13 protein-coding genes and 1 pseudogene are annotated in these 20287 nt (G+C 57.5%); 9 read left to right on the forward strand and 5 right to left on the reverse strand.

Annotated elements, in window-relative coordinates; translation table 11 throughout:
• Window positions 1-67: 67 nt before the first annotated feature.
• The gene (locus GZH91_RS18105; protein ID WP_371860358.1) at window positions 68-202 is read right to left on the reverse strand and encodes a hypothetical protein; all 135 of its coding nucleotides are present in this window, start codon (window positions 200-202) and stop codon (window positions 68-70) included.
• Window positions 203-245: 43 nt separating this feature from the next.
• Between GZH91_RS18105 and GZH91_RS11185 the strand changes: the two genes are divergently transcribed.
• The gene (locus GZH91_RS11185) at window positions 246-1544 is read left to right on the forward strand and encodes a glucoamylase family protein (protein WP_147071807.1); all 1299 of its coding nucleotides are present in this window, start codon (window positions 246-248) and stop codon (window positions 1542-1544) included.
• A 10-nt stretch (window positions 1545-1554) separates the two neighbouring features.
• Here GZH91_RS11185 and GZH91_RS11190 read toward each other — a convergent pair whose 3' ends face one another.
• The 3 genes from GZH91_RS11190 to GZH91_RS11200 all read right to left on the reverse strand — a co-directional run bounded on the left by GZH91_RS11190 (window position 1555) and on the right by GZH91_RS11200 (window position 5025).
• A complete protein-coding gene (locus tag GZH91_RS11190; protein WP_147071809.1) occupies window positions 1555-2301 on the reverse strand; it encodes a hypothetical protein in 747 nt (248 codons plus the stop codon).
• Window positions 2302-3149: 848 nt separating this feature from the next.
• Window positions 3150-3710, reverse strand: coding sequence for a c-type cytochrome (locus tag GZH91_RS11195; RefSeq protein ID WP_147071811.1), 561 nt, complete (start codon window positions 3708-3710; stop codon window positions 3150-3152).
• A 418-nt stretch (window positions 3711-4128) separates the two neighbouring features.
• A complete protein-coding gene (locus tag GZH91_RS11200; RefSeq protein WP_147071813.1) occupies window positions 4129-5025 on the reverse strand; it encodes a LysR family transcriptional regulator in 897 nt (298 codons plus the stop codon).
• A gap of 118 nt (window positions 5026-5143) precedes the next feature.
• Between GZH91_RS11200 and GZH91_RS11205 the strand changes: the two genes are divergently transcribed.
• From GZH91_RS11205 to GZH91_RS11230, 6 genes and pseudogenes are all read left to right on the forward strand, one after another.
• Window positions 5144-5335, forward strand: coding sequence for a hypothetical protein (locus GZH91_RS11205; RefSeq protein ID WP_147071815.1), 192 nt, complete (start codon window positions 5144-5146; stop codon window positions 5333-5335).
• A complete protein-coding gene (locus GZH91_RS11210; protein ID WP_147071817.1) occupies window positions 5332-6345 on the forward strand; it encodes a zinc-binding alcohol dehydrogenase family protein in 1014 nt (337 codons plus the stop codon). The genes GZH91_RS11205 and GZH91_RS11210 overlap by 4 nt, the downstream gene beginning before the upstream one ends.
• 31 nt (window positions 6346-6376) lie before the next feature.
• Entirely contained in the window at window positions 6377-7489 is a 1113-nt protein-coding gene (locus GZH91_RS11215; RefSeq protein ID WP_147071819.1) for an NADH:flavin oxidoreductase/NADH oxidase, read from the forward strand.
• Window positions 7490-7515: 26 nt separating this feature from the next.
• Window positions 7516-8157: a DsbA family oxidoreductase gene (locus tag GZH91_RS11220; protein WP_147071821.1), complete on the forward strand. Its 642-nt coding sequence runs from the start codon at window positions 7516-7518 to the stop codon at window positions 8155-8157.
• A 30-nt stretch (window positions 8158-8187) separates the two neighbouring features.
• A pseudogene (locus tag GZH91_RS11225) lies at window positions 8188-8446 on the forward strand (IS5/IS1182 family transposase); the annotation flags it as partial.
• A 915-nt stretch (window positions 8447-9361) separates the two neighbouring features.
• Window positions 9362-9676, forward strand: coding sequence for a VirB8/TrbF family protein (locus GZH91_RS11230; protein ID WP_147071823.1), 315 nt, complete (start codon window positions 9362-9364; stop codon window positions 9674-9676).
• Between the two features lie 99 nt (window positions 9677-9775).
• Here the strand turns inward: GZH91_RS11230 and GZH91_RS11235 are convergent, their stop codons facing one another.
• Complete coding sequence (locus GZH91_RS11235) at window positions 9776-10762, reverse strand: OmpA family protein (RefSeq protein ID WP_147071825.1); 987 nt, start codon at window positions 10760-10762, stop codon at window positions 9776-9778.
• A gap of 520 nt (window positions 10763-11282) precedes the next feature.
• Here GZH91_RS11235 and GZH91_RS11240 point away from each other — a divergent pair.
• Together GZH91_RS11240 and GZH91_RS11245 are read left to right on the forward strand one after the other, a co-directional pair.
• Complete coding sequence (locus tag GZH91_RS11240) at window positions 11283-18935, forward strand: type I polyketide synthase (protein WP_147071827.1); 7653 nt, start codon at window positions 11283-11285, stop codon at window positions 18933-18935.
• 1 nt (window position 18936) lies between these two features.
• Window positions 18937-20286, forward strand: a complete 1350-nt coding sequence (locus GZH91_RS11245) for an aminotransferase class I/II-fold pyridoxal phosphate-dependent enzyme (RefSeq protein WP_147071829.1) — start codon at window positions 18937-18939, stop codon at window positions 20284-20286.
• Window position 20287 lies beyond the last annotated feature (1 nt).

Below are 20287 nucleotides of genomic sequence, written 5' to 3' on the forward strand. Positions count from 1 at the left end.
AAATATGAATCGCCAATCTGTACAGTTCTGTCGCATTACCCGAGATCTCAGATTTTGGATCGGCTTATCAGGCGCGCAGTTGATCTGCGAAGGATATCTGTATCCCTTCCGTGATGACCATCTGACCCTTACGGATCATGTACATCAGTTCAATACCGGCCAACACATTGCTGGCGGCGCGGATGAGCTTGAAACCCAGCATGGGTTTTGTGAGCTGACGTCGGATCCGGAAACCCGGTGAAACCATGAACACCGACAAGCTCACGGCCGATGCCGAGCTGGAATCGCTTCAGCGCGAAACCTTCAGCTACTTTCTGCACGAGACCAATCCGCAAAATGGACTGGTGCTCGACAAGACTGCGCCCGACTGGCCCGCCAGCATTGCCGCCACCGGTCTCGCCTTGGCCGTGTATCCGGTCGCGGTCGAGCGCGCCTTCATCACGCGCGCGGCGGCGATCGAGAGAATCCTCGCCACACTGCGATTTTTCTGGAACAGCCCGCAAGGCCCCGAGCCTGACGCTACCGGCTACCATGGTTTTTATTATCATTTTCTCGACATGCAGACCGGTCGGCGCGCCTGGCAATGCGAACTGTCGACTGTGGACAGCGCCATTCTGTTCGCCGGTGCGTTGACTGCGGGCGCGTATTTTGACGCGGATACGGCTGAGGAACAGGAAATACGCGCCCTTGCTGACGCGCTCTATCGCCGCGCTGACTGGCCATGGGCGCAAAACGGCGGCGCTGCGGTCACGCATGGATGGAAGCCAGAAAGCAGATTCTTGAAATGGCGGTGGGAGGGTTACGACGAGGCGCTGGTGCTGTATATCCTGGGACTCGGTTCGCCCACTCATCCGCTGGCGGAGAGCAGCTACGCAACGTGGGCTTCCACTTACGAGTGGAAAAACAGTTACGGATACGATTATCTTTACGCGGGACCGTTGTTCACGCATCAGATTTCGCATATCTGGATCGACTTTCGCGGCATTCAGGATGCGTTCATGCGCGACAAAGGCATCGACTACTTCGAGAACACCCGCCGCGCAACCTATGTGCAGCAACAGTACGCGCTCGACAACCCACTCAAGTTCGCGGGTTATGGCAAGGATTGCTGGGGGATTACCGCGAGCGACGGCCCTGGCCCAGACACCATCAAGGTTAATGGCATCGAGCGGCGCTTCTTCGATTACCTGGCGCGCGGGGTGCCGTACGGACCGGACGACGGCACCATCGCGCCATGGGCGGTGGTGGCGTCGCTGCCGTTCGCGCCAGATATCGTATTGCCGGCAATCGACTATCTGGTGCATCAGGTCGACTTGAAAATGGGCAACCCTTACGGCTTCAAGGCGACGTTCAATCCGACCTACCCGGACAAGTCCGGCAATCCCTGCGGCTGGGTATCGCCGTGGCATTACGGAATCAACCAGGGGCCGATCATTCTGATGATCGAAAACTATCGCACGGGTTTGTTGTGGCGCTTGATGCGAGACTGCCCCTACGTCGTCACCGGGTTGCGGCGAGCCGGATTTACCGGCGGCTGGTTATGACCTCCGTTCCTCATGGCTTTCGGCTTGAACGATCGAGCGCCATCAATTTGTGCAGCGTGTATTCTCGCCTCGACCGAGTGTTGCTGGCGGCCGTCAACCAGAAGGAATGGCCGGACCGGGCAATTCGACGCCATTGACCGCCAGCCCGGTCCGCCGTCCGCAGCGGAGGTTTGCAGCACGGTGATGTGCTAGACCGTCTCCCGATACCGGTAATGCACTTGGAATGAATTCCAGTCCGCGCGCACGCAGCGAAATGCAGTTTGTCCACGTCGAGCCGCAAGCCCAGGAATGACTCCACGATGAACCGATACATCCAGCCGGCCGAACCCGTGTACCACGTCCAGCTTCCATGGCCGGTGTGCGGCGCGAGCGCATAGACGTCCGCCGCGCAGCCGGGCCAGACGCTTTCACCTTTACCGCCGGCGCCGACGAGATTCATGCCATTGTTCCCGTCGCCCGAGCCCATCAGCGGCAAGCCATGCGCTCCGAAGCACAGGCCGCGCTCGACGGCGCGCACGCAGTGGCCGTACCGGCTGGCCACTTGTTCGGACTGCTTGGGCAGATCACAGTACCAGGCCTCCTCGTCCCTGAGCACGCGGCCCTCGGGAAAGTGGACGGATTCAGCGAGCACGCCGGTGTCTCGTGGCCCACACGTTGCGGGCGCCACACTTTCGGCCACCGGCTGCTGCTCGGGTGGTGTTGGTCCATAGTTGACCGGCAATGCACGCTTTTCCGCTGTACGTACGCCAGCGTACATACAGCATTCCATGCGCAGGGGACAATTTCCACAGTGATTGAAGGCGCATAAACAGATCGAAGCGCCGATATGAGGCCTGGTGTTTCTGACCGCAGCATTACGATGGGCGGCGCAGGAGCACAGTAACAAGCGATGCATCCCGGCTGCCGCAAAGATGCAATGACGGTCGCTCATCACGCCTGCGCGGCGCAGCCGGCGAGACCCGGGATCCCCCGCAAAGAAGGAGCTTCACCTGGCTCCAAGGTCTGTTTCGGCACCGTTCCAGAGGCGTATCCGCAGAGGAATATCGTGGCTACGCAACCGCGCCACGAACGCGTTGAATCGATTCTGCCACAACATCATCTCCCTTTTTCTCCCATTGGCTCAGGCAAATTGTTGGTGGAAGATGTGGGAATCGGCAGCGGCAAGCACGATGGGCATGACATACCATTTCACAAAGGAGGGCTCGATGGAGGTAACTGTGGCTGGTAAATTCACATCAGGCGCTGGCGATCAGACCGGCAACGATTGCGCGTGATTTTCCGAAAGAGTGCCATGGATCGCCCAATGATGTCTGTTCGGCAGTGCACTTAGGGGGATTTCGGCATCGCCATTTTCAATTCCGCCTTGTCTGGTCCGTCCCTGAAAATTATTGGGCTGCCACAGATGCATTTGTGAATCCGTTTCCGATTCAGTGCATCAAAGTAATTTCTCCGCATTCGTCCCGCGCCTTCGCGGCAAGACACGCCGCAGGTGCATTGGGTGGTATGTGGTGGTCGAACGGACATCCGTATTACGCAGAGGCGCGTTTTGACAAAACAGCGGCATCGTCCAGCGTGCCACTAACGCCTTGCGCAGGGTCGCAAGAGCTATTTCCGAACCACCTGGTTCACGGATGTCACCGGCCAGTTCTGGACTTGCTGCCAGGTCTGTTGTACCGCGGGCGACAGCTTGTCCATGTGCTTCAGGAACAGAGCAAGCGTCCATATCTGCCGGTCGCTGAGGGAATACCTGAACGAGGGCATGCCCGTCAGCCGAATACCATGCTTGATTTTCCAGAACGAGACGCCTTCCGGATCGTCCTCCACCCCGTCGGTCGCAAATTGCGGTGGCTTTTGATAAAGACCTTTCGCTATCGGTGATAACGACGCAATCCCCTTTTCGGAACCATGGCAAACCGCGCAATTCTGCGCGAACAGATGAACACCATTGATGAGATTCTGATCAGTCAGCGCCACCGGATTGGGGTCTTTAGGGGCGTCGCGGCGCAGTGTCGCGTCTAACGATGTACGAGCCATCCAGGTTTCCAGCCGACCGGGTTTCGCATCGGCATTGGCTGGAATAAGGCCGCTTAGCACCAGAGCGTACGCGCCGATCAGTGCAGCAGCAAGCGTCAATGCGACTCCCATAATGATACTTTTCAAAATCATATCTCCTCATTCATTGGCAGGACTATTGCCTGCGTATGCTGCCGGCCCACGCTAATGGATCAGGAGCAGACATTCAGTCATTCTTAAGAGCGCTGCTATTATAAATCACGTGTGAGAGTCACGGCTGCATGGACAAATTTCATTTTTCGAAATTTTCGGCTAGAGTTTCGATTTTTTCTGGGGTTCGACCTTTTTTTCGCGCAATGTGAGCTGTTTGGGACGCCCCCCGTTTTCATATCACCACCTGCATTTTGGCTGCACCGAACAGGAAGATGCCCCCCTTTTCTCGTCCAGCCGCGCCAATATCTTTGGGCGCGAGTCTGGACTTCCCTTGTCCCCATTCGATGGGGATCGCACCCGCCTTGGGTAGCTGGCTGCATGTGCTTAAGGTTTGGGCTCTTGTCTGGGTGAACCAAAATTACGGAGAATTCATGGAAGTGTTCTCTTGAAGGAATTGAAGCAATGCCTTCAATCGAGCCGGCTGATACTGTCGGCTTGGATAGACCGCATAAAGCGGGACCTGCTCGCAGCGGGCCTCCGGAAAAAGATCGATGAGCCGGCCCGCCGCCAGATCGCTCTGAATATCCAGCCGCGATTTGTAGGCAATCCCGAATCCCTGCAAGGTCCACTTGCGCACCAGTGCGCCATCATCGGCGGCCCGGTCGCCACTGACTTGCACCTCTCGCGGCTGACCTTGATAAAACAGGCGCCAGAGGTTGAAGAGTTCGCCGTTCCGGTAAAAGCAGATACAGTTGTGGTGAGCCAGGGCTTCGACGTTTTCCGGCCGCCCGACTCGAGCCACGTAGGCGGGTGCTGCGCAAATCACCCGGTTGTTGTCGCAGAGCTTTTTGGCGATCAGATTGGAGTCGCGCAGCAAACCATAGCGCAAGACCAAATCGATCGGGTTGCGATAAAGGTCGTGGATGCCGTCCGACAGATGCATGACCAGCCGAATTTGGGGATGGCGCTGACGGAACTGCTCCAGCACTTCGTCCAGACGGTCGCGTCCAAGGTCGGATGGCGCACCCAGGTGGATTTCGCCGGAGAGTCCTTCGCGGCCATGCTTCAGGGCCGCCATCCCTTCTTCCAGCAATTGCGATGACTGCACGCAGTAGCCAAGAAAATCCTCGCCGGCCTGGGTCAGGCGCAGGGAACGGGTTGAGCGCTCGAACAGCTGGCTACCGAGCTGCCGCTCCAGCCGCTTGATCGCCGCGCTGGCCGTCGCCGGCATCAGGCCAAGACTTCTCGCGGCGGCACTGATGCCGCCGGTTTCACTGACCCGTATAAAGAGCTGGATGTCGGAAAAGTTGAGCATGTATTCATCAATTATCAAAATTGTTTTGATATTAAATCAATAAAACAGCAAATTATCAATCAAACAACATGACCGTAAACTCTACGTATCCAAATTTACCTTCCTCAGCTAGATCCACATGACGACTTTGTTCAAGCCCTGCCAGTTCGGGGCCTTCCACCTCTACAACCGCATTGTCATGCCCCGGCTCACCCCTGTCCAAAGTTCCCGGCCGGGCGACGCACCCAATGTGCTGATGGCCGAGGGTTATACAACCTATCCGGTCTACCATCCTGGAATGCAGGCCGAAATCGCGCAGTGCGCTGCATGAAGGCCGTCGGATATCGCCAGCCCGGCCCGCTTGAAGCAAGCGATAGCCTGATCGACATTGAACTGCCGCGCCCGCGCGCAACCGGCCGCGACCTGCTGGTCGAGGTGCAGGCCGTTTCGGTCAATCCCGTCGACACCAAGCTCAGGCGCAGTGCAGTCCCGACGGATGGCGAGTACAAGGTGCTTGGCTTTGATGCGGTGGGCATCGTGCGCGAGGTAGGCACCAATGTCACGCTGTTCAAGCCCGGTGACGAGGTCTGGTACGCTGGCGCGATCGACCGCGCGGGCTGCAATAGCGAATTTCACCTGGTCGATGAGCGCGTCGTCGGCCGCAGGCCGCGCTCGATTTCTGCGGCGGATGCCGCCGCTCTGCCGCTGACCGGCATCACTGCCTGGGAACTGCTGTTCGACCGACTGCAGATTCCGCTGGCCGGAGGCGGGCAACCAAGCACGTTGCTGATCGTCGGCGCTGCCGGCGGCGTTGGTTCCATCCTCATCCAGCTGGCTTGCCAGCTCACGCAGCTGACCGTGGTGGCAACAGCCTCTCGCCCGGAAACGCAAGCCTGGGCCAGAGAGCTGGGGGCGCATCAGGTTATTGACCACCATCAGCCGCTGCTCGCCCAGCTGGTCGAAAAACAGCTGCCACCAGTCAATCACGTGATCAGCCTGACGCAGACCGAACGGCACTTCGAGCAACTGGTCGAGATCCTCGCACCGCAGGGCAAACTGGCCCTGATCGACGACCCGGGACCGATCGATGTCCGGCTGCTCAAGCGCAAGAGCCTGAGCCTGCACTGGGAACTGATGTTCACCCGCTCGCTGTACCAGACCGGCGACATGCAGGCGCAGCACAAATTGCTGAACGAGTTGGCGGGCCTGGTCGATCTGGGCATTATACGCACGACGGCACGGCAGAATCTCGGCAACATCAACGCCGCCAACCTGCTACAGGCACACCGCCTGCTGGAAAGCGGCCAGGCCATCGGCAAGGTCGTGCTTGAAGGATTCTGAAACACTATTCAGCTTCGATAAGGAATGGATCATGAGCCAACTCTTTTTACCCTTTTCCATCGGAAATCTTCCGTTGAAGAACCGCATCGTGATCGCACCGATGTGCCAGTACTCCGCCGAGAATGGCGACGCGACCGATTGGCATCTGATTCATCTCGGCCATCTGGCGCTGTCCGGTGCCGGGTTGTTGATGATCGAGGCGACGGCGGTCGAGCCCGAGGGGCGCATCTCTCCAGCCGATCTCGGACTCTGGTCGGAGGCGAACGAAACGGCGCTGAAAAAGGTGTTGACCGCCGTACGTAAGTATTCGCCGATACCCATCGCCATCCAGCTTGCTCACGCCGGCCGCAAGGCTTCGAGCCACGTTCCCTGGGAAGGCGGTCAGTTAATCCCGGTGGAGCAAGGCGGCTGGCCCACGCTCGCCCCCTCGGCCACTCCCTATGGTGCGGACGAACCGCCGCCAGTGGCACTCGATCGAGCCGGCTTGCAACGCGTGCTGCAAGCTTTTGTCTTGGCCGCACAGCGGGCTCACCGGATCGGCATCGACGTCATCGAAATCCATGCGGCGCACGGCTACCTGCTGCACCAGTTTCTCTCGCCACTCTCGAATGCCCGTACGGATGAATACGGTGGCTCGCTGGAAAACCGGATGCGTTTCCCGCTGGCGGTTTTCGAGGCAGTGCGGGCTGCCGTGCCGGCCGAGATGCCGGTTGGCATCCGCATTTCCGGCACGGACTGGGTCGAGGGCGGCTGGGATGTCGAGCAGAGCGTTGCCTTCGGCCATGCCTTGCGCCAGCGCGGATGCGCCTTCATCCACGTCTCGAGCGGCGGCCTGTCGCCGCGCCAGCAAATCCCCCTGGGTCCGAATTATCAGCTTCCACTGGCCGAAAAAATTCGCAGTGAAACCGGCCTGCCAACCATCGCGGTTGGCCTGATCACCGAACCGGAGCAGGCCGAGACGATTGTCGCCGAAGGACGTGCCGACATGGTCGCCCTGGCGCGTGGCATCCTTTTCGACCCGCGCTGGCCCTGGCATGCAGCGGCCAAACTGGGCGCCCAGGTCGAAGCGCCGCCACAATACTGGCGTTCCCAGCCGCGTGGCCTGACCAGGCTGTTTGGCGATGTGCGCATCGGCCAACGCTAACCCTCAAAGCCCACGGAAACCGAGCTATGTCCGACAAAATCCTGATCAGCGTCTGGAGCGATTACGTTTGCCCCTTCTGCTATCTTGAAGAACCCGTGCTGGAACAGCTTGAGTTGGCATTCGGCGCGCAGGTTGAAGTCGACTGGCGGGCGTTTGAACTGCGCCCCGACCCCGTGCCCACGCTGGATCCAAACGGCGAATACCTGCGTACAACCTGGGCGCGCTCCGTTTACCCGATGGCCGCGCAACGGGGCATGACGCTGCGCTTGCCCCCGGTCCAGCCGCGCAGCCGCCTCGCGCTGGAAGCTGAACGCTTCGCTCGCCGCTACGGGCTCGGCAAACCAATGCGTCAGGCGTTTTTCCGCGCCTTCTTCGAGCGCGGCCGGGATATCGGCGATATCGAGGTAGTACTGGACATTGGCGGCAACGTGGGGATTGATGTCGCGCGTCTGCGTGTAGCTCTGGAAAACGGCGAACATGCCGAGGCCGTCAGTCACGATCAGCGACAGGCCCAGGCATTGGGAATCAGCGGCGTACCCGCGCTGCTCATGCAGCGGCACGGCGAAGCGGCTGAAAACGCCCTTTTGTTGAGTGGCGCCCAGCCTTTCCAGGTAATCAGTCGGGCAGTCAGTGAGATACTGAGGGATGCCTCAAGCCAGGCGGGCTGAAATGGGCGAACGGCCTGAGGGTATCCGCCACACTCCGATCACGACACCCTGGTCACCTTTCGCCGCTGTTTCGGCAAGCAATCCGAATCAGCCTTTGTCCAAGTGTCGCAAGTCGCCCAGGAGAACCAACTCTCCCGCTGCGGGACAGTCAGCCTTGACGGCACCCAAATTCACGCCAGCGCCAGCCGCGCATAGCGCCTTGCCATACAAGCATGCTGTCAGGCTCGAAGCGCAGCTCAAGGCCGAAGTACCGGAATTGTTCGCCTTGGCCGAAGTCGCAGATCAGACCGCCGCCGACGCCAGCCATGAGCGTAGCGGCTGAAATCACCTGTCGGAAGATCAGATCAAAGCGACCAGAGAAGCCGAGACCGGCAAGCAGCCCACCCCACCCATGTAATGCCTCCCATCTGGAGCTTGCAAGGAGCTTAATGCGCAAGGCTCACAGCAATAAATAGAGCAACATTTCAGTGTGGATTGAGCAGATAGGAAATTCTCAGACAGAGTGCTACCGAACTGCCTTAGCATCCCCTCACGTTGTCACTGGGCAAAATCGGCGCAAGAACAATCGCGCAATTAAAAACAATAGTTATTTATTATCAATGCGTTGCATCTATTATATGGCGGAGAGGGCGGGATACTCTACCAACTAATATATAACTATATTTAACAAATGGTTATAGTATACGCGTATTTATGTTTTGTACCAGAGTTTTGTACCGGTGATATTGTGGTTTACCCCCCTTTCATCTCAATAAAAAAGTTTGGCCACCCACCAGGAAGCCTGCGAAGGGGAGCCGCCTCGGCGTGTGTTATTGGCTGGGCTTTCACCCCGTCTTCGCGGCCTCTGCCAAGATAGTCAACTATCCACCAACAGTATCGGATTTGAATAAATAGCGGCTAGGGCCCGCTACGTTCTAATGACACATCGAAATTGACTATCTGTTAACGACCCAAGCTGTATAAAAACGCTGAGTCGGAGATTTGCCAATGGTCGCATCAAGTCACGCGAGAAGGTAAAACGATCATTACCAGAAGAGGAATCTGCTGACTTCTGACATCATCGCCCCCTCCCCCACGCCTCAGCGCACCAAGTAGCGTCCGCACAAATTTCCCCTGCTGCACATATACCGTGCAGCAACCTCAGCCAGGCGATTTGTCGTGTCAAAACCAAACCATAGTCACAACAACACCACGCCGTACCTCGATGCCCGGCGTGAACGGGATGAACGCTATAGCCCGCGCCAAGTCCTGGCTCCTTGCCGCACTCGCCACGATTGCCGTCGCCGGGCTGGCGGTAGCTGGGGTCAGTTACATCGGCGCGCTGAGCAAGATTCAGTTTTTTGTGGTTGCCATTTACCAGATGGGCAGCCGGTTGCAATCACCCAGCCTACCGGCGGAGCGCCGTGAGTCAGCGCCTCCTGATCGCGCAGATTGCCAACAGGATACGGAAGTCCACGTTTCCAGATTCAGCAACGAAAAAAGGTGGAACTCCGTAAAGAGCGCCGCCTTTGAATTTTAAACTCCAATTATATCAATTGGTTGCTGTGTTATTCGCCCTTTTCAAGCAAAATTCAGGCTAGTTGCAAGCTGCCCAGCTTGATTCAACACACGAAATTGCTTAGTTGAGAATGATGATTTCGACGCGGCGATTCTCGGCGCGACCAGCGGCAGTCTTATTGCTGGCGACTGGATCCTTCTTGCCAAACCATTTGGTTGTCATACGGCTGGCGGCAACACCCTTGCTTTCCAGATACTTTTTGACGGTCGTGGCACGACGCTTGGACAGGCCCAGATTATATTTCTGAGTGCCGATGCTGTCTGTGTAGCCATTAATGTCCACATTGATATCCGGATAGGTATTCAACATTTCAGCATCTTTATCCAGCTTGGCCTTGCCGCTGGAACGCAGGGTTGCCTTGTCAAAGTCAAAGTTGGTGCCTTCCAGGATAATCTTGGTCTGCGGTGCGGGACGCTCAATGGCTGGCTGTTCCACAGGCGCAGGCACAGGTGCTGGAACCGGCTCCGGCGCAGGCTGGGGTGCAGGTTCTTCCTTGGGGGCCGGCGGTAGTGGTTTCGCGCCCAAAGGAATAACCAGGCCGGCAGTCGCAATCCAGTCGCCTCGATCAAATTTCCTCGTGTTAATGTCGCGATAACGCACATCAGCACGCAGGCCAATGTCGTGAATCCACGTCATCATACCCACGCCGGCGTTGGCAGCCAAATTGGTCTCGGAGTACTTAGTCGCCCGGGTCTGCACACCACCCACACCCAACAAAGCATAGGGAGAAAAATTAGGATCACGTGAGAAGAAGTACAGAGCATCCACCATCAGGCCGGTGTTTTTAACCGTGCCTAATGTTGCGTAAGTATTATTGCGTTGATACTCGCCGTAATTAGCGTTCAGCTCCAGGTTCAGACTTTGGCTAATGGGTTTGCCCACACCTATACCAAAACCGGAATCATCCCGCGTATGCCAGTTACCATCGGTCACGGTGTAGTTGACCGTCGGGCTGATATACAGGCGGGTATCCAGCTCTGCGGCCAGTGCCTGAGCTGCTACTATGGCGCATGATAACGCCACCAAGGTGCGAATTTTGAGGGACATACTGTTCTCCTTTGAAATTTTGATACGAATCTCGAGCGCCTGTGTATTAGCGACAACAACAGTAATCAATTTAGCATATTAAGCGTAAGAGCTTGTAAGTCGAATCGTTAATTTAGCGGCGTGGGCGGCATCCCTCATCCAGGTGTTGTTTTTTTGCAGCTGTTCTGGTGGAAAGCTTTGACTATGTCTCCCAGTGTTCGGTTTCCATGTATGGCCCATCGATGAGATCCACACAGTAAGTCACAGCGGCAAATGGATCCAAGCCTACGCAAGGATGACGGATGAATCGGCATTCTTTTGGGCGATATTCAGGGTAAAGCTGTAGCTAATCGGTATAAAATGCATACGGTTATCAAAGGCGCAACCAGAATTGCGTTCGATACACATTAAATTGACATGGACTTTGGACAAAGTATGAGAGTAAGTAATCGTTAATTGATGCTATAGCGTATCAACTCTTCAAGACGGCAAACGGCGTAATGCACCTGAACAAGTAAAAGCACAAAAGAATTCTATACCAATGGCAAAACGAGTTGCAATTACCGGGTTTTCCTTCAGATTTCCAGGCACGAATATCACCGAATATTGGTCGGACTTGATGAATGGCCGCGATCTGGTGACAGAGGTCGATCCGGAACGATGGGCGCAGGACACCTTCCGCCATCCGAACAAGAATCATCCGGGAACGAGCTATACGTTTGCAGCAGGCTCTATCGGAGACATCTCAACATTCGATGCGGGATTCTTTGGCATTTCCCCACGGGAAGCCGCCCTGATGGACCCGCAGCAGCGATTGCTGCTCGAAATGAGCTGGGAGGCGCTGGAAAATTCGGGGATCAAGCCATCCACTCTTCACGGTAGCCAGTGCGGCGTCTTTATTGGCATCGCCAGTGCTGACTATTCCTATCGGCTGGCCGACGATCTCGCTGCTGTTGACTCGTCGGTCGCTACCGGCAATACCGCGAGCATCGCGGCAAACCGCATCTCCTATGTTCTTGACCTGCGTGGTCCCAGTATGGCGATCGATACCGCCTGCTCGTCTTCAATGGTGGCATTTCACCAGGCATGCCGCTCGATCCTCTCGGGAGAGAGCACCCAGGCGCTTGCAGGAGGGGTCAGCCTGCATCTGCATCCCTACGGTTTCATTACCTTCTCCAAGGCATCCATGTTGTCCCGGCGTGGGCGATGCAGTGTTTTCGACGCATCCGGCGATGGTTACGTGCGTTCCGAAGGCGGGGGTATTTTTTTCCTCAAGGACTACGACCAGGCCATAGCCGACGGCAATCCGATCCTGGCCGTCGTTGCAAATTCCGCGATCAACACGGATGGCCGAAAATCCGGCCTGACAGTGCCAAACCCAAAGACCCAGGCGGCTCTATTGGAACAGGCTTACGTCCAGGCTGGCATCGATCCAGCGGCAATCGACTACATCGAAGCTCATGGCACCGGCACGATCGTAGGTGACCCGATTGAAGCACGAGCCATTGGCGAGGCGCTGGGCAAGCGCCGCCCCAAAAATAGCCCACTCCTTATCGGCTCGGTGAAGAGCAATCTTGGGCATCTCGAAGCGGCCTCTGGCGTGGCGGGACTGGTAAAGGCGCTGCAATGCATCCAGCATCGGATGGTACCGGCAACTATTGGCCTCGAAACTCCCAATCCGAACATTCGGTTCGACGCTTGGAACATCGAGGTCGTTACCAAAAACCGGCCTCTCAAAAAAAACGGAAAGCTCATTATCGGAGTCAATTCCTTCGGCTTCGGGGGCGCCAATGCACATGTGATTCTGGAAAGTCATGAACAACCACAATCAAAGACACCCGAACACCCCCAAGACACGCTTCTGCCAGTCATACTTTCAGCAAAGGACAGTGTCGCACTGAAAGCGGCAGCCCGCGAGTTTTCCGCCTTCCTGAAGAAGCAACCTCAGGCCGCGCTTTACGACATCGCCCACAACGCCGCATTTCGGCGCGAATGGCATGAGCACCGTACAATGGTCTACGGTGCCACACCAAAAGCCATTGCCAAGGCGCTGCTCAACTTTGCAAACGATGTGCCTGAGCAACTCATGGTGGAAACCGGAGTCGCATTGGAAGCACCTTCCGGTGTCGCCTTTATCTACTCGGGCAATGGCTCCCAATGGGCGGGAATGGGCAAGCGCCTGCTGGAAGAGGAGCCGCTATTCAGAGAGGCCATCCGCGAAGTAGATGCCATTTTCCGTCGCCATGCCGACTACTCACTGGAGGACGAACTGGCCGGCAAGAATGGCGAAGGCCGCTACCAATACACGGAAATCGCGCAACCCGCCCTGTTCGCTCTTCAGGTCGGAATCACACAAATGCTGCGGCACCGGGGTATCACGCCTGTAGCAGTGGCGGGTCACAGCGTAGGCGAAGTGGCTGCGGCCTGGGCATCGGGCGCATTGACGCTCGAAGCTGCGGTGGATGTGATCTATTACCGTAGCCACGCGCAGGGAACCACCAAGGGCAACGGTCAAATGACTGCCGTAGGTTTGGGGCAGGAAGTCGCCCATGACCTGCTTGCAGAACTGGGCCTGACACAGTCGCTTGCGCTAGCCGGAATCAATAGCTCCCATGGGGTGACCATCGCCGGTAGCCCAAAATTGCTCACCCGCCTTGAGTCAGCTTTAAACGAACGTGACATCTTCAATAAACGGCTGGACCTTGACTACGCATTTCACAGCCCGGCCATGGACGAAATCGAAACCAGTGTCAGACAGACACTGGCAGAACTCCAACCCAGCGAATCCCTCGTGCCGTTCTACTCGACCGTCACCGGCAATCTGCTGGATGGAACGGAACTCAATGCGGAATACTGGTGGCACAACATCCGCAAACCCGTGTTGTTCAAGCAAGCGATCAAGAGCATTCTGGACGGCGGCATCAACATCTTCATCGAAATCGGTCCCCATGCTGTTTTACGCAGTTACATCAATGACTGTCTGACAGACTTGGCGACAGAGGGCCGCATCATTCCCACAGTCGCTCGCGGTGACGATGCCCCTCAACGGGTTTGGGGGGCATGCAGCCAGGCGGTGATCGCCGGCGCAAGCATCGACTGGCAGCGCGTGTTTTCATGGCCTGGCCGTTTTGTCCGGCTACCGAATTACCCGTGGCAGCGCGAGCGCCACTGGCACCCGGTTATGCCGGAATCCATTGGTTTGCTCGATCGGCGCAAAGTCCATCCCCTGCTGGGTTACCCGCTCCAACAGCACGAGCTCACCTGGGAAAACCAGCTCGATACAAAACTCAACCCCACCCTGGCCGATCATGTGGTCGGGGAGGCCACCATATTCCCGGGCACAGGCTTTTCCGAACTCGCCCTGGCAGCCGCGTTAGCTTGGCATCCCGGCGATCTTGCCGAGATCGAAGAACTCGAAATCCGCTCCCCGCTGCTGTTGAGCGATGACCACGCCATGCTCGTCCGCTTGAGCATCGAGGCACAAGACGGCAGCTTGACGATCAAAGGCAGGGAGCATGTCGGCACAGAACCCTGGACCCTGCACGCTGTGGGCCGCATCCTGCGTGATCCTCGCGACATTCTGCTGCGACAGGAAAGCCCCGTATTGCCCACACGCCAGCCTGATTTCAACAGCGCCAGCCATGAAGCACTTACCCAGGCAGCCGGCCTCGCTTATGGCCCGGCGTTCCAGTGCATCGATTACGGCTGGGTAGAAGACAATTCTGTACTGGCCGTCTTCAAAACACCGGAAAGCATAGAGACCGAACTGGAGCATACCCACCTCCACCCGGCCCTGCTGGATTGCACCTTCCAGTTAATCATCCAGTTGTTGAAGGAGGATTTGGGCGTTCACGATGGCATTACCTTTGTCCCCACCAAAATGGGGCGAATCGCCTTCCGCGCCAGCAAGGCGAAGCCCAGCCTTGCCCGTGCCACGCTTCTGCGTCGAACCTCACACTCCCTGACAGCAGAGTTTACCGTTTTTGATACTGACGGCGTAACCATAGCCGTCGTCAAGGAAGCCCGATTCCGCAGCATTCGCCTGAGCAAAAACGCAGCGGATCATCTGCGTTTTCTCGATTACCACGGCACACCGAAACCCCACGCCTTTACGCCTGATGCCACGCCGACTATCGCCTTCGAACGCGTTCAGTCAGCCATTGCCGAACTGGCAAAGCGTGCAGCACTCAAGGGATCCCATCGTCGCTACTCGGAAGAAGTGGACCCCTTACTGGATAGCTTGTGCAGCCGCTTCACCCGGCAGGCACTACAACTACTATCAACAGATGGCCAAAAACTATCCTCCCAGGAAATTCTGGCTTTCCAGACCGCCAACCCAGAAATCAAGCCTTTCCTTGACCATCTGCTAACCTTGGCAGAAGACGATCAGACTATGGCGAAAAGTCAAGATGGGTGGACAATTCTGCCGGACCAGGATAACCAAGCTTCAGCCCAGGACATCTGGAACAGCCTGGTTGCCGATTACCCAGACTATTTCCAGATCGTGCACTCGGTGGGACGTATCGGGATGCATCTCAAGTCGCTCCTGGAAGGGGGCCTGACGCTGGCCCAGACATGCCCTCAGGAGTCATCACTGGCGACGCTGACGCGCCAAGTGCTCGGCGCTGAAAGCAAACAGAACGTCGGGCGGGCCTTGCGGGATTTGATTGCACGGGGAATGAACCAACTGCCTGAAGGCCAACGCTTGGGCATCGTTGAAATCAGTGAAGGATCCCCTTCATTTGCCATGGATGCCTGCGTCGCCATGGATTTCAATTGCTGTGATTATGCTTTCGCCAGCACCTCTGCCGCTACGCTGGAGGATGCCGCCCGGCTCAAAGAGCGCTTTCCTGCCATCGAGACTCATCTGACCGACACTACTGGCGACCAATACAGTATCGCCCCGTTAGCCGCCTGCCAGATCGCCATCGTCACGCTCGATTTCAGCACCTTGGAGGAAGCGATGGGTGCGTTGGAGTACGCCCGCACCTGCCTCGCTCCCGGCGGCTCCCTTATTGTCATCGGACAACACCCCTCGCGCTGGATCGATTTTGTTTTTGGCGGACAACGCAAAAACTGGTCCCCATCGGAAAATGGCACATGGCTATCGAATCAACGCACTGCTCTGTTCTGGCAACAGCAACTGCAACAACCTGATTTTTCCAGTGCCGACATCTTTGAACTGTCCCCGGACACCCTCTCCGGCCCCTATTTGCTGCTGGCCCAACTGGCAGAAAGCGCATTGTCGACAGCCCTATCCCGCAAGGCTATGCCCCGCAGCTGGGTTCTGCTGGCAGACCAGAACGGCTACTCGGCGCAACTGTCCGATCACTTGACAAAGAAATTGCAGGCGCGGGGCGATCTCGTCGTACAAGCCTGCCCTGGCGACACTGCCCACATCGAGTCCTTGCTGCTGGATACCACCGCCAGCTACGGACAACTCGACGGCATCGTACACCTGGCCGGGCTCTCCCCCCAGCCAGCCAAGGCCGAGGCGGAAGCCGTTCTGGACCAACAGGTGGCTCGATGCGCCACCGCCGCCAGCATCATTCAGGCTTGCGAAACAACCCTGACGAACACTACCTGCTGGCTGATCACTACCGGCGCCGCCACCGACCTGCTACCCCATCGCGGCCCCGCCGAAACTCCGGTATCGGCCATCATCCCCGTAGACGCTGCGCTATGGGGCTTTGGTCGAACCCTCATCAACGAAGCCTCCAACTACACTATCCGCCTAGTCGATCTGGAAGACCCTCTGGCGATCGAAACCGTCGCCACGGCTCTGGATAGAGAATTCGAGCAACCGGACAACGAACAGGAAATCATCCTGACCAGACGCGGCGCACGCTATGCCCCGCGCCTGCGCCTCGAGCCGCGACCCCTGCCCCAGGAACACCATGAGATCGAAAGCCCAACGATACGCCTCGGCTTCCAGCTCCCTGGTCAACTGCGCAATCTGCGTTGGGAAGCCCACGCGCGCAGCGCACCCGCTGACGATGAAATCGAAGTCGAAGTCCACGCCACCGGCCTCAATTTCCGTGACGTCATGTACGCCCTTGGCCTACTCTCCGACGAAGCCATCGAAAACGGTTTTGCCGGCCCGACACTGGGTCTCGAATTTTCTGGAACCGTGCGCAGCGTAGGCAGCAAGGCATGCGGATTCGCGCCGGGAGATCAGGTTGTGGGCTTCGGCCCTTCCAGCTTCGGCAACCGGGTAATCACCCAAGCCAGCGCCATCTCCCACATCCCGCCCGGAATTTCCTTCGAGGCGGCGGCGACCATTCCCAGCACCTTCTTCACGGTCTATTACGCCCTGCACCATCTGGCGCGGCTACAACCGGGCGAAAAGGTACTCATCCACGGCGCAGCCGGCGGTGTAGGCATTGCCGCCATCCAGCTCGCCAAATGGATTGGTGCCGAAATCTACGTCACGGCCGGGTCAGACGAAAAACGCGACTTCCTGCGCCTGCTGGGTGTTGATCACATCTTCGACTCCCGCTCACTGGCTTTTGCCGACGAAATCCTGGCCCAGACGGATGGAAAAGGCGTGGACGTCGTGCTTAACTCCCTCGCCGGGGAGGCCATCAACCGCAACTTGCGGGTGCTCAAACCCTTCGGTCGTTTCCTGGAACTCGGCAAACGGGATTTCTACGAAAACACCAAGATCGGCCTGCGCCCCTTCCGCAACAACATCAGCTACTTCGGCATCGATGCGGACCAGTTGATGCAGTCGCGCCCCGGCCTCACCCGCAGCCTTTTCGCCGAGGTCATGGCCTTGTTTACCGAAGGCGTGCTCCATCCCCTGCCCTATCACGTCTTCGAAGCCGAAGATATTGTCGATGCCTTCCGCTACATGCAGCAGGCGCGCCAGATCGGCAAGATCGTCATCACCTATCGAAATGGCATCAGCCAGGTTCACACCCCAAGCCCTGCCACCCGGAAGCATCTGATACTCGCTGCCGATGCCTCCTATCTGGTGACGGGCGGTCTTGGCGGTTTTGGTCTTAGAACTGCGGAATGGCTGGTCAGCAAAGGTGCTCGCAACCTCGTTTTGATCAGCCGTAGCGGCCCAAGCTCCGAAGAGGCCAGGAACGCCATTGGCCGACTGGAAAAACAAGGGGTCAACGTTCACGCAGCCTCCTGCGACATTACCGACAAAAATGCTATTTCAGCCCTGCTGGCCGAAATAGCCAAGGCACTGCCCCCCCTCAAGGGCATCGTTCATGCCGCCACGGTCATCAATGACGGACTGATCCGTAACATGGATGCGGATCAGATTCGTAGCGTGCTCGCGCCCAAGGCATTGGGCGCACACTACCTGCATGAAATGACTCTCGACACACCGCTGGACTTCTTCATCCTCTTCTCATCGGCCACCACCCTGTTCGGCAATCCTGGTCAAGGCAACTATGTTGCCGCCAATGCTTGCCTGGAAGCCTTGGCGAAACATCGCCGAGCCACCGGTCTGGCCGCTACCTGTGTGCGCTGGGGCGCGATTGACGATGTGGGATTCCTGGCTCGCAATAAAAAAATAAAGGATGCCCTGCAAAGCCGCATGGGCGGATCGGCGCTCAATTCCGCCGTTGCCCTTGACGCTCTGGAGAGCCTGCTGCTTGCCGACCGCTCTGGGCTTGGAATACTAGAACTCGACTGGAAGGCACTGGCGCGTTTCCTGCCCAGCGCCAGAACCTCCAAGTTCAGCGAGATGGGACAGCATGGTGGTGACAGCGACGCAGATGAAGACAACAGCGAAAACATTCAGCGTCTGCTCACGGAACTGTCCGATACAGAACTCCTGGCAAGCATCACCAAAATGATCAAAAGCGAAGTCGGCGAAATTATCCGCGTCTCTCCAGACAAAATCGACGCCACACGGTCCATCTATGACATGGGTTTGGACTCGCTAATGGGTGTGGAACTGGTCATCGCACTCGAAGCCCGTTTCAGCATGCGCCTGCCGGTAATGGCGCTGAGCGAGAGCCCGACTATCGCCAAACTTGCCGAGCGCATGATCGTACAACTGAAGGGAAGCGAAGAAGTGGAAATTAATAGCAGTGAGGCGAATACCCGCACCCAGGTACAGCAGGTAGCCGCTCAGCATGGCGCAGAGGTAACGGCTGAGTCTATCGCCAGCCTGGTCGAAGATATCCAGTCACGTGGTGGGGCGCCCTCCAATAACCGGATGATCCGATAATATGGCACGCAAAGGACTCCCTGGCCTCACCGCCCAGATCAAGGACAAACTCATCCAGCAGGCTCTCGAACGCCGGCTCCGACAGGCCAAGCAAGAGAGCAACGCCGAAGCCCCCACCCGTTCACCTACAGGCATAGTAAACATCCCGGAGCAGCACTACCACTTCCATCTGCATCCAGGCTACCAGCAAATTCGCATCATCAATGATGGCGCAGCCCGGCTGGGTATTGGCAACCCTTTCTTTAAACTGCACGAAGGAATTGCCGGTGCGACCACCCGAATCGGCGGCCGGGAGTACATCAACTACGCCAGCTACAATTACCTCGCACTTTCTGGCCACCCCGAGATTACTGAAGCCGCCAAAACAGCCATCGACCGCTACGGCACATCGGTTTCCGCAAGCCGGCTCGTGTCTGGAGAGCGGCCAATTCATCGAGAACTCGAACAGGCTATCGCCAAAGTCTATGGCGTAGACGACGCCATCGTTTTAGTTAGCGGACACGCCACCAACGTCACCACCATCGGCTACCTGTTTAGACCCAAAGATCTCATCCTTCACGATGAACTCAGCCATAACAGCATCTTGCAAGGAATAACGCTCTCAGGCGCCAGGCGCCTCCCTTTCCCCCACAACGATTGGTCCGCCCTGGATGCCATTCTCGCCGAACAGCGCCACCACTTCGAGCGTGTGCTGATCGTGCTGGAAGGCATCTACAGCATGGATGGAGACTATCCAGACCTGCCCCACTTCGTCGAGATCAAACGCAGGCACCGGGCCTTCCTGATGGTGGATGAAGCCCACTCCTTCGGCGTCATGGGCAAGACCGGGCACGGTATCCGCGAGCATTTCGGACTCGAAGGAGGAGACGTGGATATCTGGATGGGTACCCTGAGCAAAGCACTGGCTGGCTGTGGCGGTTACATCGCCGGTGAGACGGCACTGGTGGAGCACCTCAAGTTTCTTGCACCCGGTTTTCTTTACAGCGTGGGCATGCCGCCACCCGTCGCTGCCGCATCCCTGGCTGCCATCCAATGTCTGCAACGCGAGCCAGAGCGTGTTACAACCCTGCAGCAGCGGGGGCGGTTTTTCCTGGAGCAGGCCAAAGCAGCCGGCATCGATACCGGCACCAGCACAGGCTTGGCCGTCATCCCCACCATTGCCGGCAGTTCCATCAAGGCGGCGCGCTTGTCGGCAGCGTTGTTCGACCAAGGCATTAACGTGCAACCCATCCTCTACCCGGCAGTTCCGGAAAAATCCGCCCGACTGCGCTTCTTCGTCTCCTGCGAGCATAGCGAAGCGCAAATACGGGCAACAGTTCAGGTGCTCGCCACCGAACTCAAGCTGATGTAGG

It is taken from the genome of Sulfuriferula plumbiphila (assembly GCF_009938015.1).
In the GTDB taxonomy this organism is placed as follows: Bacteria; Pseudomonadota; Gammaproteobacteria; order Burkholderiales; family Sulfuriferulaceae; genus Sulfuriferula; species Sulfuriferula plumbiphila.

What these genes read in the sequence shown, in the direction of transcription:
- GZH91_RS18105 (WP_371860358.1), bottom strand. Translation starts at nt 202, where the DNA reads ATGCTGGGTTTCAAGCTCATCCGCGCCGCCAGCAATGTGTTGGCCGGT.
- GZH91_RS11185 (WP_147071807.1), top strand. Translation starts at nt 246, where the DNA reads ATGAACACCGACAAGCTCACGGCCGATGCCGAGCTGGAATCGCTTCAG.
- GZH91_RS11190 (WP_147071809.1), bottom strand. Translation starts at nt 2,301, where the DNA reads ATGTACGCTGGCGTACGTACAGCGGAAAAGCGTGCATTGCCGGTCAAC.
- GZH91_RS11195 (WP_147071811.1), bottom strand. Translation starts at nt 3,710, where the DNA reads ATGATTTTGAAAAGTATCATTATGGGAGTCGCATTGACGCTTGCTGCT.
- GZH91_RS11200 (WP_147071813.1), bottom strand. Translation starts at nt 5,025, where the DNA reads ATGCTCAACTTTTCCGACATCCAGCTCTTTATACGGGTCAGTGAAACC.
- GZH91_RS11205 (WP_147071815.1), top strand. Translation starts at nt 5,144, where the DNA reads ATGACGACTTTGTTCAAGCCCTGCCAGTTCGGGGCCTTCCACCTCTAC.
- GZH91_RS11210 (WP_147071817.1), top strand. Translation starts at nt 5,332, where the DNA reads ATGAAGGCCGTCGGATATCGCCAGCCCGGCCCGCTTGAAGCAAGCGAT.
- GZH91_RS11215 (WP_147071819.1), top strand. Translation starts at nt 6,377, where the DNA reads ATGAGCCAACTCTTTTTACCCTTTTCCATCGGAAATCTTCCGTTGAAG.
- GZH91_RS11220 (WP_147071821.1), top strand. Translation starts at nt 7,516, where the DNA reads ATGTCCGACAAAATCCTGATCAGCGTCTGGAGCGATTACGTTTGCCCC.
- GZH91_RS11230 (WP_147071823.1), top strand. Translation starts at nt 9,362, where the DNA reads ATGCCCGGCGTGAACGGGATGAACGCTATAGCCCGCGCCAAGTCCTGG.
- GZH91_RS11235 (WP_147071825.1), bottom strand. Translation starts at nt 10,762, where the DNA reads ATGTCCCTCAAAATTCGCACCTTGGTGGCGTTATCATGCGCCATAGTA.
- GZH91_RS11240 (WP_147071827.1), top strand. Translation starts at nt 11,283, where the DNA reads ATGGCAAAACGAGTTGCAATTACCGGGTTTTCCTTCAGATTTCCAGGC.
- GZH91_RS11245 (WP_147071829.1), top strand. Translation starts at nt 18,937, where the DNA reads ATGGCACGCAAAGGACTCCCTGGCCTCACCGCCCAGATCAAGGACAAA.